Origin of the sequence: Streptomyces dryopteridis (assembly GCF_049606955.1) — a bacterium.
Lineage (GTDB): Bacteria > Actinomycetota > Actinomycetes > Streptomycetales > Streptomycetaceae > Streptomyces.
Window position 1 is genome coordinate 1,435,126 of sequence record NZ_CP187113.1, and the last position, 14,091, is coordinate 1,449,216.

The window sequence follows — 14,091 nt, forward strand, 5'->3', positions numbered from 1 at the left end:
GATCAGTCGTCTTCGCCGTCGCCGAAGTCGGGACGGATCCCGCGGGCGGCCAGGACCTCGTCGTTGGAGGTGCCGGCGGGGACCATCGGCCACACCATGGCGTCCTCGTGGACGATGAAGTCGATGACGACGGGGCGGTCGTTGATCGCGTTGGCCTCGGCGATGACCCGGTCGAGGTCGGCGGGGTCCTCGCAGCGGAGGGCGACGCAGCCCATGGCCTCGGAGAGCTTGACGAAGTCCGGGACGCGGGTGCCCTGACGGCGGCCCTCGGACTCGCCGAGCTGGGAGCCGACGGTGCCGTGTCCGGTCTCGTCGTTGTGCAGGACGGTGTTGGAGTACCGCTGGTTGTAGAACAGGGTCTGCCACTGGCGGACCATGCCCAGGGCGCCGTTGTTGATGATGGCGACCTTGATGGGGATGTCGTTGAGGGCGCAGGTGACCAGTTCCTGGTTGGTCATCTGGAAGCAGCCGTCGCCGTCGATGGCCCAGACGGTGCGCTCGGGCATACCGACCTTGGCGCCCATCGCGGCGGGGACCGCGTAGCCCATGGTCCCGGCGCCGCCGGAGTTCAGCCAGGTGCGTGGCTGCTCGTAGTCCACGAAGTGCGAGGCCCACATCTGGTGCTGGCCGACGCCCGCCGCGTAGACGGTGCCCTCGGGGGCGAGCTTGCCGATCCGCTCGATGACCTGCTGCGGGGAGAGCATCCCGTTGGCGGGGATCTCGTAGCCCAGCGGGTAGGTCTCGCGCCAGCGGTTGAGGTCCTTCCACCACAGCGCGTAGTCGCCGACGTGGCCCTCGGTGTGCTCGGCCTGGACGGCCTGGACCAGGTCCGCGATGACCTCGCGGGCGTCGCCGACGATCGGGACGTCGACGGCGCGGTTCTTGCCGATCTCCGCGGGGTCGATGTCGGCGTGGATGACCTTGGCGAACGGGGCGAAGCTGTCCAGCCGGCCGGTGACTCGGTCGTCGAAGCGGGTGCCCAGGGCGATCAGCAGGTCGGCCTTCTGCAGGGCGGTGACGGCGGTGACCGCGCCGTGCATGCCGGGCATGCCCACGTGCAGCGGGTGGCTGTCGGGGAACGAGCCGAGCGCCATCAGGGTGGTGGTGACCGGCGCGCCGGTCAGTTCGGCGAGGACCTTCAGCTCGGCGGTGGCGCCGGCCTTCATGACGCCGCCGCCGACGTACAGGACGGGGCGCTTGGCCTGGACGATCAGCTTCGCGGCCTCGCGGATCTGCTTGGCGTGCGGCTTGGTGACCGGGCGGTAGCCGGGCAGGTCCTGGGTCGGGGGCCAGGAGAAGGTGGTCTTCGACTGCAGGGCGTCCTTGGCGATGTCGACGAGGACGGGGCCCGGGCGGCCGGTGGAGGCGATGTGGAATGCCTCGGCGATGGTGCGCGGGATGTCCTCGGCCTTGGTCACCAGGAAGTTGTGCTTGGTGATCGGCATGGTGATGCCGACGATGTCCGCCTCCTGGAAGGCGTCGGTGCCGATGGCCTTGGAGGCGACCTGGCCGGTGATCGCGACGAGCGGGACCGAGTCCATGTGGGCGTCGGCGATCGGGGTGACGAGGTTGGTGGCGCCGGGGCCGGAGGTGGCCATGCAGACGCCGACCTTGCCGGTGGCCTGGGCGTAGCCGGTCGCCGCGTGGCCGGCGCCCTGCTCGTGGCGGACCAGGATGTGCCGGACCCGGGTCGAGTCCATCATCGGGTCGTACGCGGGGAGGATCGCGCCGCCGGGGATGCCGAAGACGGTGTCGCACCCCACCTCTTCGAGAGAACGGATGAGGGACTGCGCACCCGTGACGTGCTCAACTGCTGCGGGCTGCTGCCCGCCGGAACGGGCCCGCGGCTGCGGATGGGGGGCCCCGGTGGCCTGCTCGGTCATCGTCGTCTCTTCTCGAAGCTGAGGGTTTTCGCAAAGGGTTCGTCTGCGAGGTCGGCGTATGCCAGTGCAACAAAAAACCCCTCGTGCCGGATGGCAAGCGAGGGGAGCGCGTCGGGTGCGATGAGCGGGGGCGTGAGAGGCCCGGCTTCAGCCGACGCGCTTTCCAAGTACGAGAATTCGGGTGCGCATGGCACTGACCCTCCCTCCGGGGGGAGGGGGATGTCAAGTGGGTGGGACGGGAGTCTCATTATGTGAGCCCCTGTGGGGGATCCGTGAAGAGCCGGTCACACCGGCTTTCAGGGGTCCCGCGGGGGTGTCCGGACCCGACAGGGGAAAGCTACCGCGCACCAGGGCCCGACGCAGCCGGTATTCGTCCAGGGGGCCGGAAAACGCCGTCCCGCGGGCATGGGTGCAGCCCATGGCGCGCAGGGCGAGGGCCTGCTCGGGCAGCTCGATCCCGTCCGCCACCGATTGCATGCCCAGATCGTTTGCAATGCGCAACAACCCGGAGGTGATCTTGTGCAGTCTCGCCGATTCGACCACCCCCTCGACCAGCCCCCGGTCCAGGGTGACGAGGTCCAGGGGCAGCCTGCGCAGGGCCCCGAGGGCCCCGTAACCGCCGCCGATCCCGTCGAGGGCGATCCGGACCCCGGAGCGGCGCAGGCAGCTCAGGCGCCGCTCCAGCTCCTCGACGGGCACCCGGGGGTCGTTGTCGGCGAGTTCGAGGATCAGGCCGCCGGGGGGCAGCCCGTGCCGGGTGAGCACGGCCTCCACCGAGCCCAGCGGCCGATCGCGCTCCAGCAGCCGGCGGACCCCGATCCGGATCACGACGGGGGTGTGGTGCCCGGCCCGGTGACGGTCCGCGGCCATCTCGACGGCGTCCTCCAGCAGCCGGCGGGCCAGTTCGGAGGCATCGCGCGGGAAGCCGGCGGGAGGGTCGGGCGAGGGCTCGGGGGCGAGCGACCGGCCGGAGCGGTCCTGGGAGCGCAGGAAGTCGGCGGGGGTGAAGAGGATGCCCTGGGTGGAGCGCCACCGGGGCTGGGCGGCGATCGCGGTGACCTGCCCGTCGGCGAGGGCGACCACCGGCTGGTGCAGCAGCGTGAACTCGCCCTCGGGCAAGGGTGGTCGGCCGGGGGCGGGACGGACCCGGGCCACCGTGCCGGCGCCCCCGTGACCGGTGGGGCCGCCGGGGCCCGGCCGGCCCGGCAGGCGGGAGGCGGAGCGGCCGACGGCCGCGAGGGCGGGGCCGCGGGCCGCGCCGCGCTCGGGGACCCGGGGCAGGGTTTCGGCGCCGAGGCCGGGCCGGTGCATCTCCACCCGGTCCTTGCCGCCGGCCTTGGCCCGGTACATGGCGAGGTCGGCGTTGCGCATGAGGTCTGCGGGGGTGATGCCGGGGTCGGCGAACGCGACGCCGATGCTGGCGGCGACCCGGACCTCGGTGCCGGCGATCCGGTACGGGCGGGAGAGGGCCAGCCGGAGCCGGTCGGCGATCTCCCCGACCTGCGCCTCGCGGGCCGGCCGGTCGGTGCCCGGGTCGCCGAGGACCAGGGCGGCGAACTCGTCGCCGCCGAGCCGGGCGGCGGTGTCCCCGGTGCGCAGGGAGTCCTGGAGCCGGCGGGCGGCCTCGACGAGGAGTTCGTCCCCGGCCTGGTGGCCGATCGTGTCGTTGACGGCCTTGAAGCCGTCGAGGTCGATGAAGAGCACCGCCGTGTGCGCGTCCCCGGCCCGGCGGCCCGAGAGGGCCCCGCGCACCCGCCGGGTGAACAGGGAGCGGTTGGGCAGGTCGGTGAGGGCGTCGTGTTCGGCGCTGTGCTGGAGCTGGGCCTGGAGGCGGACCCGTTCGGTGACGTCACGACTGTTGAGGAGCAGCCCGCCCTGGTGCCGGTTGATGGTGGATTCCACGTGCAACCAGGCGCCCGCGCCCGATTCGAAGCGGCACTCGACGCGGGTGGTCGGCTCCTCCGCGGCGGGGGCGGCGAGGAAGCGGCGGATCTCGTGGACGAAGGGGCCGAGGTCCTCGGGATGGATCAGCGCGGACAGTTCGGTCCCGACCAGGTCCTCGGCCTCGCGCCCGTAGACCCCGGCGGCGGCCGGGCTCACGTAGCGCAGGGTGCCGGTGGGCGCGGCGATCATGATGACGTCGCTGGAGCCCTGCACCAGGGAGCGGAAGTGGTTCTCCTTCTGCGCCAGCTCGTGGGCCAGGCCCATGTTCTCGAACAGGGTGATGCCCTGCCGCACCAGCAGGGCGAGCACCACGGTGCCGGCCGCGAAGAGCACCACCCGGTCGATCTTGCGGCCCTCCACGGCGTTGAAGAGGATCCCCAGGACGCACACGGCGGCGGCCGCGTAGGGGGTGAGGGCGGCGGGCGAGAACCGGCGCGGGTGCGGCACCGGGCGCGAATGGGGCCGCTCCACCGGCACGAGCGGACCGGCCGGGTGTCGGCGGGCCCCCCAGGGGGCGTAGGCGAGCAGCAGGGCCCCCGCGAACCAGCCGGCGTCGAGGAACTGGCCCGAGTGGTAGGAGGCGCGCAGCAGCGGCGAGGTGAACAGGGCGTCGCTGAGCACGGTGAGGGCGAGGGCGGCGATGGCGGTGTTCACGGCGGAGCGGTTGGCGGCGGAGCGCCGGAAGTGCAGCACGAGCACGGTGGAGACCAGCGCGATGTCGAGGATCGGATAGGCCAGGCCGAGGGCGGCCTGGGGGACGCTGCCGGTGAGTTCCTCGCTCGCGGTGCGGGCCGTCTGCGCGAGGGCCAGGCTCCAGGACAGCGTGATCAGGGAGCCGGCGATGAGCCAGGAGTCGAGGGCCAGGCAGACCCAACCGGAGCGGCTGACCGGGCGTTTGGCCAGCATGAGCAGGCCGACGATGGCGGGGGGCGCGAAGCAGAGGAAGGCGAAGTCGGCGAGCGAGGGCGAGGGCACGGCCTCGTCGAGGATCACCTCGTGCCAGCCCCAGACCGCGTTGCCGAGGCTGCCCATGAGGGAGGAGAACGAGAAGAGCAGCCAGGCGGGTTGTTCGCGCCCGGGGCGGGTGCGCGCGTACACCCCGCACGAGACGGCGGCCAGCAGGCCGGCGGCACTGAGCCCGAAGTCGCCCATGACCTGGGCCAGGTCCCGGGAGCCCCAGCCGACCGCGGCGCCGACCGCGTAGCCGGCGCTGACCACGGCGAGGGCGAGCTGGACGGCGATCCCCTTGGAGCCCGCCGTGAGGGGCGAGGGGGCCGACAGCGCCCCTGGGGCGCTCACCGGGTCTCCCCCGCCGGATTCGGCCCACCCCATCGCTGCCTCCGACGCCCGTGCCGTGTCGGGTTGTTCGTCCATTGGCCGTGCATCCGTTGGCCGCGCATCGCCCGTCGCCCCCAAGCTGTTCGATCATCCGCGCCCGGTGTGCAGGGCGCGGCCCCTGAACCGGACGATACACCACTTTCGTCACTCAGGGACATAGCGTCTCTACGCTCCGTGACGATCAGCGGAGTCGTGGACACGCCCTGCGCACGTTCGCACACGCATGGTGCGCACGGCGTCCCGTTTCGATCCGAAACGGTCCGACCGGGTGATTCGCGAGGTTCGTCGGGCCGGCCGGCGGATCAGCCGGTCACGTGCACGACGTGCTCGGGCTCCAGCCCCTCGGCGAACCGGGTCAGCTGGCGGGCGATCAGCCGCTTGGCGCGCGGTTCGAAGGCGGAGCTGCTGCCGCCGACGTGCGGGGTGATCAGCACGCCCGGGGCCGACCACAGCGGGTGGCCCGGGGGCAGCGGCTCGGGGTCGGTCACGTCGAGCGCGGCCCGCAGCCGGCCCGAGCCCAGCTCCGCGAGCAGGGCGCCGGTGTCCGCCACCGGGCCCCGGGCCACGTTCACCAGCAGGGCCCCGTCGCGCATCGCGGCCAGGAACCGCGCGTCGGCCAGTCCCCGGGTCGCCTCGGTGAGCGGGGTGGAGAGGATCACCACGTCGGCGCGCGGCAGCAGATCGGGGAGGTCCGCGAGCGCGTGCACGGGCCCGTGCGCGCCGGTGCGCGCGCTCCGGGCGACTCGAAGCACTTCGGCGCATTCGAAGGGGCGCAGACGCTCCTCGATGGCCTCGCCGATGGCCCCGTACCCCACGATCAGGACGGTGCGGTCGGCCAGCGCCCCGTAGAAGCCCCCGCGCCACTCCTCGCGGTCCTGGCCGCGCACGAGCTCCGGCAGCTCGCGCAGGGCGGCGAGGGTGAGCAACAGCGCGAGTTCGGCGGTGCTCGCCTCGTGCACCCCCCGGGCGTTGCAGAGCCGCACGCCGGCGTGCACGTCCCCGAGTCCGTCGCGGACGTGGTCCACGCCCGCCGTGAGGGTCTGGATCACCGACAGGCGGGACATCCCGGCCACCGGGCGCAGCGTGGTCTCGGGGGACTTCATGTAGGGGGTGACGTAGAAGACGCAGTCGGCGGGATCGGCGGGGAACTCGGGCTCGCCGTCCCAGGTGCGGTACGCGAAGCCCGCCGGCAGGCCGGGGACCTCGGCGGCGGGATAGGGCAGCCAGACCTCGGGGAGGCGGGCCGGGTCGGCGGGCGGCGGGGCGGGGTGCGTCGCGTTCATGATCACGAGGCTATGCGAGGCCCGGGACGCACAGCGGTTAGTTTTGACCCCCGAGACGGTGGGGCCCGGGACGCGCGCGTCCGTGCGCGGCCCCCGGGGCCGGTGGACGAGGGGACGCGGTGGAGCGCAGGTCGGTCGGTGCGGGCGCGCTGCGAGTGGGGGCGATCGGCCTCGGCTGCATGCCGATGAGCTGGGCGTACGCGGCCGACGAGCGCGACGGCGAGGAATCGGTGCGGGCCGTGCACCGCGCCCTGGACCTGGGCATGAACCTGCTGGACACGGCCGACATGTACGGCCCGTTCACCAACGAGCTGCTGCTGGGCCGGGTGCTGCGCGAACGCCGCGCCGACGCCTTCCTCGCCACGAAGGTGGGGCTGCGGGTCGGGGAGGCGCACGTGGTGGCCACCGGCCGGCCCGGGTACGTGCGCCGGGCCTGCGATTCCTCGCTGCGCCGGCTGCGGACCGACGTCATCGACCTCTACCAGTTGCACCGGGTGGATCCCGAGGTGCCGGTGGAGGAGACCTGGGGGGCGATGGCGGAGCTGGTGGCGGCGGGCAAGGTCCGCGCCCTGGGCTACAGCGCGCTCGGCGCGGGCGCCGGGCCGGGGACCGGGCGGACCGGGGACCGGCGGTACGGGGCCACGCTGCGGGTCCTGGAGCGGATGCAGCAGGTGTTCCCGGTCTCGGCCGTGCAGGCCGAGCTGTCGGTGTGGTCCCCGGAGGCCCGGGAGGCGCTGTTGCCGTGGTGCGCGGCGCGCGGGGTGGGGGTGCTGGCCGCGATGCCGCTGGGCAGCGGGTTCCTGGCCGGGCGGCTGCGGCCGGGCGCGGGTTTCGAGCACCGCGACGTGCGGGCCCGGCACCCGCGTTTCACGGCGGACGCGATGGCGGGCAACCAGGTGGTGATAGCGGGGCTGCGGCGGGTGGCCCGCCGGCACGGGCCGCGGGTGACGGCGGCGCAGGTGGCGCTGGCGTGGGTGCTGGCGCAGGGGCCGCACGTGGTGCCGGTGGCGGGGAGCGGGCGGGAGCGGTGGGTCGCGGAGAACGCGGAGGCGGCGGGGCTCGCGCTGACGGGGGCCGATCTGGACGAGATAGCGGCGTTGCCGATCGACGGCTGGGGGTACGGGTGGGACTGAGGGCGCGGGCGCCCTACCCCGGCGATCCGGGCGCGAACTCACTCGATCGAGTGTACGAACACCGGAACCGCGGGCCGGGCCCCTGGTGTTGAACGGTTACGGGTCGACGGGGCCCGGGACGTGAGGGGAGCGGTCGTGGACCAGGGCGTGCGGTGGAGGGTGGGCCCGCCGGCGGGGGCGGCGCGCGGGCTCGGGGGGCCGGGCCTGGCCCGGTGGGCGCGCGGGGCGGCGGGCGTGGTGGCCCTGCTGCTGTGCGGGGCGCTGGTGGCGGGCTGCGCGTCGGGGAGCGACGGTCCCCGGGCGGGGGCGGGGACCTCCTCGGGCGGGGCCCCGCCGCCGGATCCCTCGGGCGGTACGGCGCGCACCCCGTCCGCACCGCCCGCGCGGGGCGCGGTGACGGTGCTCGGGGAGACGGCGAAGGGGCTGTCCTCGCCGTGGGGCCTGGCCCCGCTGCCGGACGGGGACCTGCTGGTGGGTTCCCGGGACCGGGGCACCATCTCGCGGGTGGCCCGGGAGGGCGGGGCGGTGGAGGTGGTCGGCGAGGTCACCGGGGTCGCGCCGGCCGGTGAGGGCGGTCTGCTGGGCTTGGCGCTGTCCCCCTCGTTCGCGGCGGACCGGCTGGTGTACGCGTACTTCACCACCGAGTCCGACAACCGGATCGCGCGGCTGCGCTACGACGAGCGGCGGCCGGCGGGGCAGCGGCTGGGGGCGCCGGACGTGGTGTTGCGGGGAATCCCCAAGGGGTTCACGCACAACGGGGGCCGGTTGGCCTTCGGCCCGGACGGGATGCTGTACGCGGGCACGGGCGAGACCGGGAACCGGGCCCTGGCCCGTGATCCGAGGTCCCTGGCGGGCAAGATCCTGCGGATGACCCCGGACGGGCGGCCCGCGAAGGGCAATCCGGACGCCGGCTCGCTCGTCTGGTCCCGGGGGCACCGGAACGTGCAGGGGCTGGCCTGGGACCCCGAGGGGCGGCTGTGGGCGTCGGAGTTCGGCCAGGACACGTGGGACGAACTGAACCTGATCGAGCCCGGCGGGGACTACGGGTGGCCGGAGGTCGAGGGCACGGCGGGCCGACCCGGTTTGCGGGACCCGGTGGCGCGGTGGCGCACCTCGGAGGCATCGCCGAGCGGGATCGCCTGGGCGAACGGGTCGATCTGGGTGGCCGGGCTGCGGGGCGAGCGCCTGTGGCGGGTGCCCTTGGCGGGGACCCGGGCGGCGGCCCCGCCGCAGCCCTTCCTCCAGGGCGAGTACGGCCGACTGCGGACCGTGCTCGCGGTGGGGCCGGAGGAGCTGCTGCTGGTCACGAGCGAGACCGACGGCCGCGGCTCCCCCGGCCCGGAGGACGACCGGATCCTGCGGCTGACCGTCCGCTGACCCCGCGCGGGCGCAGAATGGAACGCAGGCACGAACGCAGGCACCGGCACACGGCGAGGGACGGGGTTTGGGATGTTCAACCTGATCAACGAGCTGTTCGCGCCCGGACGGCGGCACACCGACGAGGAACACAAGCGCCTGGAGCTGACCCGGGTGGACGTCAACGACGGCGACCCGGGGCGCGGACCGATAAACCTGGACTCCGGCCAGGTCGTCATACGCCTGACCCCGGACACCCCGGCCACCCCGGAACCCCCCACGGTCCCCACCAAACGCGACACACCACCCCCGAAGTGACCCACCCCCGGCCCCGGACTCAGGCGGCGGGGGTGAAGAGGCGGAGGCGGTGGGCCAGGGCGGCGGCTTCGCCTCGGCCGGAGACGCCGAGTTTGGCCATCATGTTGGAGACGTGCACGCTGGCCGTCTTCGGGGAGATGAACAGTTCCTCGGCGATCTGCCGGTTGCTGTAGCCGGTGGAGACCAGGCGGAGCACCTCGCGTTCGCGGCCGGTGAGGCCGAGTTCGGCGGCCGGGTCCGGGATCGGGTCCCGGACGGGCCGGGGGTCGGCTTCCGCGGTGAGGGAGAGGCGGGCCCGGGCCGCGAGGAGGTCGAGTTCCTCGGCGAGGGTGCGGGCGCCCAGGGTCTCGGCCGCGCGGCGGGCACGGCGCAGCAGGTCGGCGGCGCGGTCCCGGTCGATTCCGGCCGTCAGCAGGGCCTCGCCGAGTCGGCGGCGGGCCCTGGCGTGGAGGTAGGGGCGTTCCAGGGGGCGGACGGCGAGTTCGACGGCCTCCCAGTCGGCGGGGGTGTCCACGCCCTCGGCGCGACGCAGTTCGGCGCGGACGAACTCGGCGTGCGCGGTCCACAGCGGGACCGGGGCGTGCAGGGTCCGGGCGGCCCCGCGCAGGACGGCCACGGCCCGGTCGCGGTCGGCCTCGGCCGCGGGCAGGCCCCGGAAGTCGGCCTCGGCGGTGGCGGCGGCGAGCAGCAGGGGCCAGGCGTAGCGGTGCTGGCCGAGGGGGAAGCCGGCGGCGATGGCCGCGTCGATCTCGGCGCGGACCTCGGCGATCCGGCCGTGGCCGGCGGCGATGCCCACGGCGAGCCGGTGCAGGGGGATGTCGTGCTGGGGTTGGACGCTGTGCCGGCCGAACAGGTTCCGGGCCTCGGTGAGGGTCTCCTCGGCCCGGGGCAGGTCCCCCCGGGCGACGGCGAGGTAGGCAAGGCGGGACCAGGCGGCGGCGCTGGGGGCGGCGCTCTGGCCGACGGCGATGGTGCTCAGCGCCGTCTGTTCCGCCTCGTCCCAGCGGCCGAGGCTGTAGAGGCTCTCGGCGAGGTTGCCGCCGATCCATGCCTCGGTGTCCAGGAGCCGGGCGCGCCGGGCGAGTTCTATGCCCTCCCGGCCGAGTTCGACGGCTTCGGCGGAGCGGCCGTGGCCTTCGAGGTGGGAGGTGATGTTGACGTGGGCGCGGCCGACGACGGCGCGGTGGCCGCGCGCGGCGGCGGTGTCCCTGACCTCGGTCATGAGAGCGAAACCGGCCTCGCGGTCGCCGCTGTCGACGAGGAGGACGCCGACGGTGAGGCGGGCGTTGAGTTCGATCTCCTCGGAGCCGACCATGTGGGCGTACTCGACGGCGCGTTCGGCGTCCGCGAGGTTCTGCGGGCCCGGGTCGTGGAGCATGCCCCATCCGGCGGCGTACATGAGGACGGCCGCGTGCACCCGGGACGGGGGCAGGCCCCGGACCAGGTTCTGGGCCTCGGCGAGTTCGGCCCAGCCGTCGCTGCGGCCGAGCGCGATGACGAGTCGGGAGCGTTCGGTCCAGAACCAGGCGGCGCGCAGCGGGTCCTCGCGCTCGGCGAGGAGCCGCAGGGCGGTCTTGGCGAGTTTCAGGGCCCGTTCGCGTTCGCCGCCGAGGCGGGCGGCGGTGACGGCCTCGGCCATGAGGTCGATGCGGCGCACCGGGTCGGTGGCGCGGCGGCCGTCGCACAGCGGGTACGCCTCGATGTGCTCGGCCGGGCGCAGTCCGTCGCGGACCTCGTCGGAGACGCTGTCCCACAGGTCCAGGGCGCGTTCGAGGAAGCGGAGCTGTTCGGAGTAGGCGTGCCGGCGGTGGGCGGCGACGGCGGCGAGGAGCACGGCGGGCAGGGCGCGGGCCGGGTCGTTGGCCTGGTACCAGTGGCTGGCGAGGCGGACGGCGCGTTCGTCGGCGCGGACCAGGCCCGGGTCGGCTTCGAGGGCCTCGGCGTAGCGGCGGTGCACGCGGGCGCGTTCGCCGGGCAGGAGGTCCTCGCCGACGGCCTCGCGGACCAGGGCGTGCCGGAAGCGGTAGGCGCCGTCGTCGCCGGCGAGGAGGATGTTCGCCCCGACGGCGGCGCGCAGGGCCTGGATGAGGGTGTCCTCGCCGAGCCGGGTGACGGCGGCGAGCAGGGCGTGTTCGACGGTGGAGCCGCCCTCGGCGGCGATCCGGACCACTTCCTGGGCGGTGTCGGGGAGGACTTCGACCCGGACGAGGAGCAGGTCGCGCAGGGAGGTGGTCATGCCGGAGGAGCAGCCGCTGGTGTGGCTGACGGCGAGTTCCTCCACGAAGAAGGCGTTGCCGTCGGAGCGTTCGAAGACGGAGTCGACGAACCCGTCGTCGGGGCGGGTGTCGAGGATGCCGGTGAGCTGGCTGCGGACCTCGTCGTGGGTGAAGCGGGAGAGTTCGACGCGGCGCACGGTGCGCAGTCGGTCGAGTTCGGCGATCAGGGGCCGCATGGGGTGGCGGCGGTGGATGTCGTCGGAGCGGTAGGTGGCCAGGAGCAGCAGCCGGCCGCCGACGAGGGTGCGGTACAGGTAGGACAGCAGGTGCCGGGTGGAGGTGTCGGCCCAGTGCAGGTCCTCCAGGACGAGGACGACGGTGTGCCGGCGCGCGATGGTCTCCAGCAGCCGGCCGGTGAGTTCGAAGAGTCGGGCGGTGCTGCCCTCGTCGTGGGGGCCGCGGTCGACCTCGCCGAGTTCGGGCAGGATGCGGGCCAGTTGCTCCTCCTGTCCGCACGCGGCCTCGGTGAACTCCTCGGGGAGGCCGCGGGCGAGGGCGCGCAGGGCCGCGGAGAAGGGGGCGTAGGGGAGTCCTTCGGCGCCGATCTCGACGCAGCCGCCGAGGGCGACGACGGCGCCACGACGAGCGGCCTCGTCGAGGAACTCCTCGACGAGGCGGGTCTTGCCGACGCCGGCCTCGCCTCCGAGGAGGACGGCCTGGGGCTCGTCGGCCGCGGCGGCGGTCAGGGCGTCGGTGAGCAGGGCCAGTTCGGCGGCACGGCCGACGAACACCGGGCTGACGGATCTGGTCTCCACGGGGACGAGCATCGCACACCCGTCCCCGGCCGGGGCACTGGTTATCGGACCGGCGTTCTCGCCGGTGGGGCGGTGGGCGTCGGGCACGGCGACGTCACTCGGGCGGGGTCGGGCGGGCCGGTCAGGCGGCCTTGGTGAAGCGGTCGCGGTCCTCGGGCCGGGTGCCGTCGGCGGCGCGGCGGCCGAGGAGTCGGCCGATGAGGCCGGTGTGCCCGGCGCGGGCGGCCCGCACGAGGCGGAACTCCTCGGCCTCGCGCAGCAGCTCGTCGTGGCGGGCGGTGGCGATCTCGTACTCGAACACGGTGGTGTTCCCCCCTGGGTGAGCGTCCCTTCCGTTCGGGCCGCTCTCGGTGTGTCCTCAGACTCCGTTCCCAGGGGCCGGCCGCGCATCGGGCGGATCCCTCAACCTCGGGTCCGGCCCGCCTTAGGCGGGCCGGCGGCGGGGGCGGGCGGCGGTCGGGCCGGCCCGCCGGCGTCCGGTCCGTCCCGGTTCGTCGGTGCCCGCCCTCGGCTGCCGGCCGGGGGGCCTTAGACGGTCCCCGGCCGGGGCCTCAGACGGCCCGTTCAGACGGCCTTGGGGGTGGCGGCGAGGACGTCGAGGTACATGAGGCCGAACATCAGGACGCCGAACAGGCCGAGGGCGAGACCGGCCCAGCCGAGGGCCTTGACCCAGGTCGGGTGCTCGCGGTCGGGGGCGCCGAAGGCGGGGGCGAGGAGCACGAAGAGGCCGACGAGGAGGGCGACGGCGGAGACGCAGCCGTTGGCCAGGGCCTGCACGTGCCAGGCGTCGACGTAGATGGCCTGGATCTTCTCGGCGGCGCCGGGGGCGTTGCTGCTGGAGATCTGCCCGACGAGGGTCTGGCGTTCGCCGAGGACCCGCCCGAACCAGGTGCCGCCGAGGGCCACGAGGGCGAGGGCGACGGAGATCACGGCGGCGGCGGCCGAGCCGACGCCGGTGGAGCGGGTGACGGGGGCGATCTCGGCGAGGTCCTCGTCGTCGAACTCGTCCTCGTCGACCGAGTCGACCTCGGCGGCCTCGGCGGGCTCGGTGGTCTTCGTGAGGTTCGCGGGCTTCGCCGCGGCCACGGCGGCGGCCTCCTCCGTCCCGGCGGGGGTGGTGGGTTCGGGGCCGGCGTCGGCGGTCTTCGTGGTGTCCATGCGGGGCACCGTAGGCGGCCTGTCTGAGAAAGGGCTGAGGAGCCGGCGCCCCCGCGCCGGCCCCGACCCGGCCGCCCGGCCGTCAGCGGTCGGCCGCGGCCTTCCACTCGGGGGCGAGCACGGACCAGATCTCGGTGTCCTGGCGCACGCCCCGGTACAGGTACTGCTCGCGCAGCACGCCCTCGCGGGTCATGCCCAGCCGGCGGGCGACCGCGATGCTGGGCGCGTTGGCGGAGGAGACGTGCCATTCGACGCGGTGTATGCCGCGTTCGTGGATCGCGTGGTCGATCAGGACCCGGCAGGCCCGGGTGATCAGGCCCCGGCCGGTGGCGGTGGGCTCCAGCCAGCAGCCGACCTCGGCGACGCCCTGGGCCGCGTCGAAGGCGGGGTAGAGCACGCCGCCGACCAGGGTGCCGGCCAGCCGGATGCCGAAGAGGCGGGGGCCGTCGGCGGCGGCCTTGAGGGCGTTGTCGGCGAGGAGGGCCCGGGCGCTGTCGAGGTCGGTGGCCCGGTTGGGGAAGTTCACGTGCTGCCCGATGAACTCGCGGCCGCGGTCGAGGTGGGCGAGGAACTCCTCGGCGTGCCACACCTCCAGCGGGAAGAGTTCGGCGTCGTCGGTGAGGGCCAGAGAGAACATGCTGTCGTCC

Annotated in this window: 10 protein-coding genes; 3 read left to right on the forward strand and 7 right to left on the reverse strand. The window is 74.5% G+C overall.

Annotation, left to right across the window (positions count from 1 at the left end; translation table 11 throughout):
• Positions 1 to 2: 2 nt before the first annotated feature.
• From ACN20G_RS05730 to ACN20G_RS05740, 3 genes are all read right to left on the reverse strand, one after another.
• Positions 3 to 1,883: an acetolactate synthase large subunit gene (locus tag ACN20G_RS05730; protein ID WP_424211627.1), complete on the reverse strand. Its 1,881-nt coding sequence runs from the start codon at positions 1,881 to 1,883 to the stop codon at positions 3 to 5.
• A gap of 222 nt (positions 1,884 to 2,105) precedes the next feature.
• The gene (locus ACN20G_RS05735; RefSeq protein WP_424211628.1) at positions 2,106 to 5,126 is read right to left on the reverse strand and encodes a diguanylate cyclase domain-containing protein; all 3,021 of its coding nucleotides are present in this window, start codon (positions 5,124 to 5,126) and stop codon (positions 2,106 to 2,108) included.
• A 341-nt stretch (positions 5,127 to 5,467) separates the two neighbouring features.
• Positions 5,468 to 6,448, reverse strand: coding sequence for a 2-hydroxyacid dehydrogenase (locus tag ACN20G_RS05740; protein WP_424211629.1), 981 nt, complete (start codon positions 6,446 to 6,448; stop codon positions 5,468 to 5,470).
• A 119-nt stretch (positions 6,449 to 6,567) separates the two neighbouring features.
• Between ACN20G_RS05740 and ACN20G_RS05745 the strand changes: the two genes are divergently transcribed.
• The 3 genes from ACN20G_RS05745 to ACN20G_RS05755 all read left to right on the forward strand — a co-directional run bounded on the left by ACN20G_RS05745 (position 6,568) and on the right by ACN20G_RS05755 (position 9,255).
• Complete coding sequence (locus ACN20G_RS05745) at positions 6,568 to 7,581, forward strand: aldo/keto reductase (RefSeq protein ID WP_424211630.1); 1,014 nt, start codon at positions 6,568 to 6,570, stop codon at positions 7,579 to 7,581.
• 234 nt (positions 7,582 to 7,815) lie between these two features.
• Positions 7,816 to 8,958 (forward strand): PQQ-dependent sugar dehydrogenase, encoded by a 1,143-nt coding sequence (locus ACN20G_RS05750; protein ID WP_424215384.1) that lies wholly within the window; start codon positions 7,816 to 7,818, stop codon positions 8,956 to 8,958.
• Between the two features lie 72 nt (positions 8,959 to 9,030).
• Positions 9,031 to 9,255 carry a DUF6191 domain-containing protein gene (locus ACN20G_RS05755; RefSeq protein WP_424211631.1) on the forward strand — a complete coding sequence of 75 codons (225 nt, stop codon included), beginning with the start codon at positions 9,031 to 9,033 and terminating at the stop codon, positions 9,253 to 9,255.
• Positions 9,256 to 9,274: 19 nt separating this feature from the next.
• Here the strand turns inward: ACN20G_RS05755 and ACN20G_RS05760 are convergent, their stop codons facing one another.
• The 4 genes from ACN20G_RS05760 to ACN20G_RS05775 form a co-directional block, all read right to left on the reverse strand.
• Positions 9,275 to 12,298, reverse strand: a complete 3,024-nt coding sequence (locus ACN20G_RS05760; RefSeq protein ID WP_424211632.1) for a helix-turn-helix transcriptional regulator — start codon at positions 12,296 to 12,298, stop codon at positions 9,275 to 9,277.
• A gap of 109 nt (positions 12,299 to 12,407) precedes the next feature.
• Positions 12,408 to 12,587, reverse strand: coding sequence for a hypothetical protein (locus tag ACN20G_RS05765; protein WP_424211633.1), 180 nt, complete (start codon positions 12,585 to 12,587; stop codon positions 12,408 to 12,410).
• 263 nt (positions 12,588 to 12,850) lie between these two features.
• Positions 12,851 to 13,444, reverse strand: a complete 594-nt coding sequence (locus ACN20G_RS05770; protein WP_424211634.1) for a hypothetical protein — start codon at positions 13,442 to 13,444, stop codon at positions 12,851 to 12,853.
• 82 nt (positions 13,445 to 13,526) lie between these two features.
• The gene (locus ACN20G_RS05775) at positions 13,527 to 14,081 is read right to left on the reverse strand and encodes a GNAT family N-acetyltransferase (RefSeq protein WP_424211635.1); all 555 of its coding nucleotides are present in this window, start codon (positions 14,079 to 14,081) and stop codon (positions 13,527 to 13,529) included.
• Positions 14,082 to 14,091 lie beyond the last annotated feature (10 nt).

Excerpts from the sequence above, each read along its gene's own strand:
- ACN20G_RS05730 (WP_424211627.1), bottom strand. The coding sequence starts at position 1,883 with ATGACCGAGCAGGCCACCGGGGCCCCCCATCCGCAGCCGCGGGCCCGT.
- ACN20G_RS05740 (WP_424211629.1), bottom strand. The coding sequence starts at position 6,448 with ATGAACGCGACGCACCCCGCCCCGCCGCCCGCCGACCCGGCCCGCCTC.
- ACN20G_RS05755 (WP_424211631.1), top strand. The coding sequence starts at position 9,031 with ATGTTCAACCTGATCAACGAGCTGTTCGCGCCCGGACGGCGGCACACC.
- ACN20G_RS05760 (WP_424211632.1), bottom strand. The coding sequence starts at position 12,298 with ATGCTCGTCCCCGTGGAGACCAGATCCGTCAGCCCGGTGTTCGTCGGC.
- ACN20G_RS05770 (WP_424211634.1), bottom strand. The coding sequence starts at position 13,444 with ATGGACACCACGAAGACCGCCGACGCCGGCCCCGAACCCACCACCCCC.
- ACN20G_RS05775 (WP_424211635.1), bottom strand. The coding sequence starts at position 14,081 with ATGTTCTCTCTGGCCCTCACCGACGACGCCGAACTCTTCCCGCTGGAG.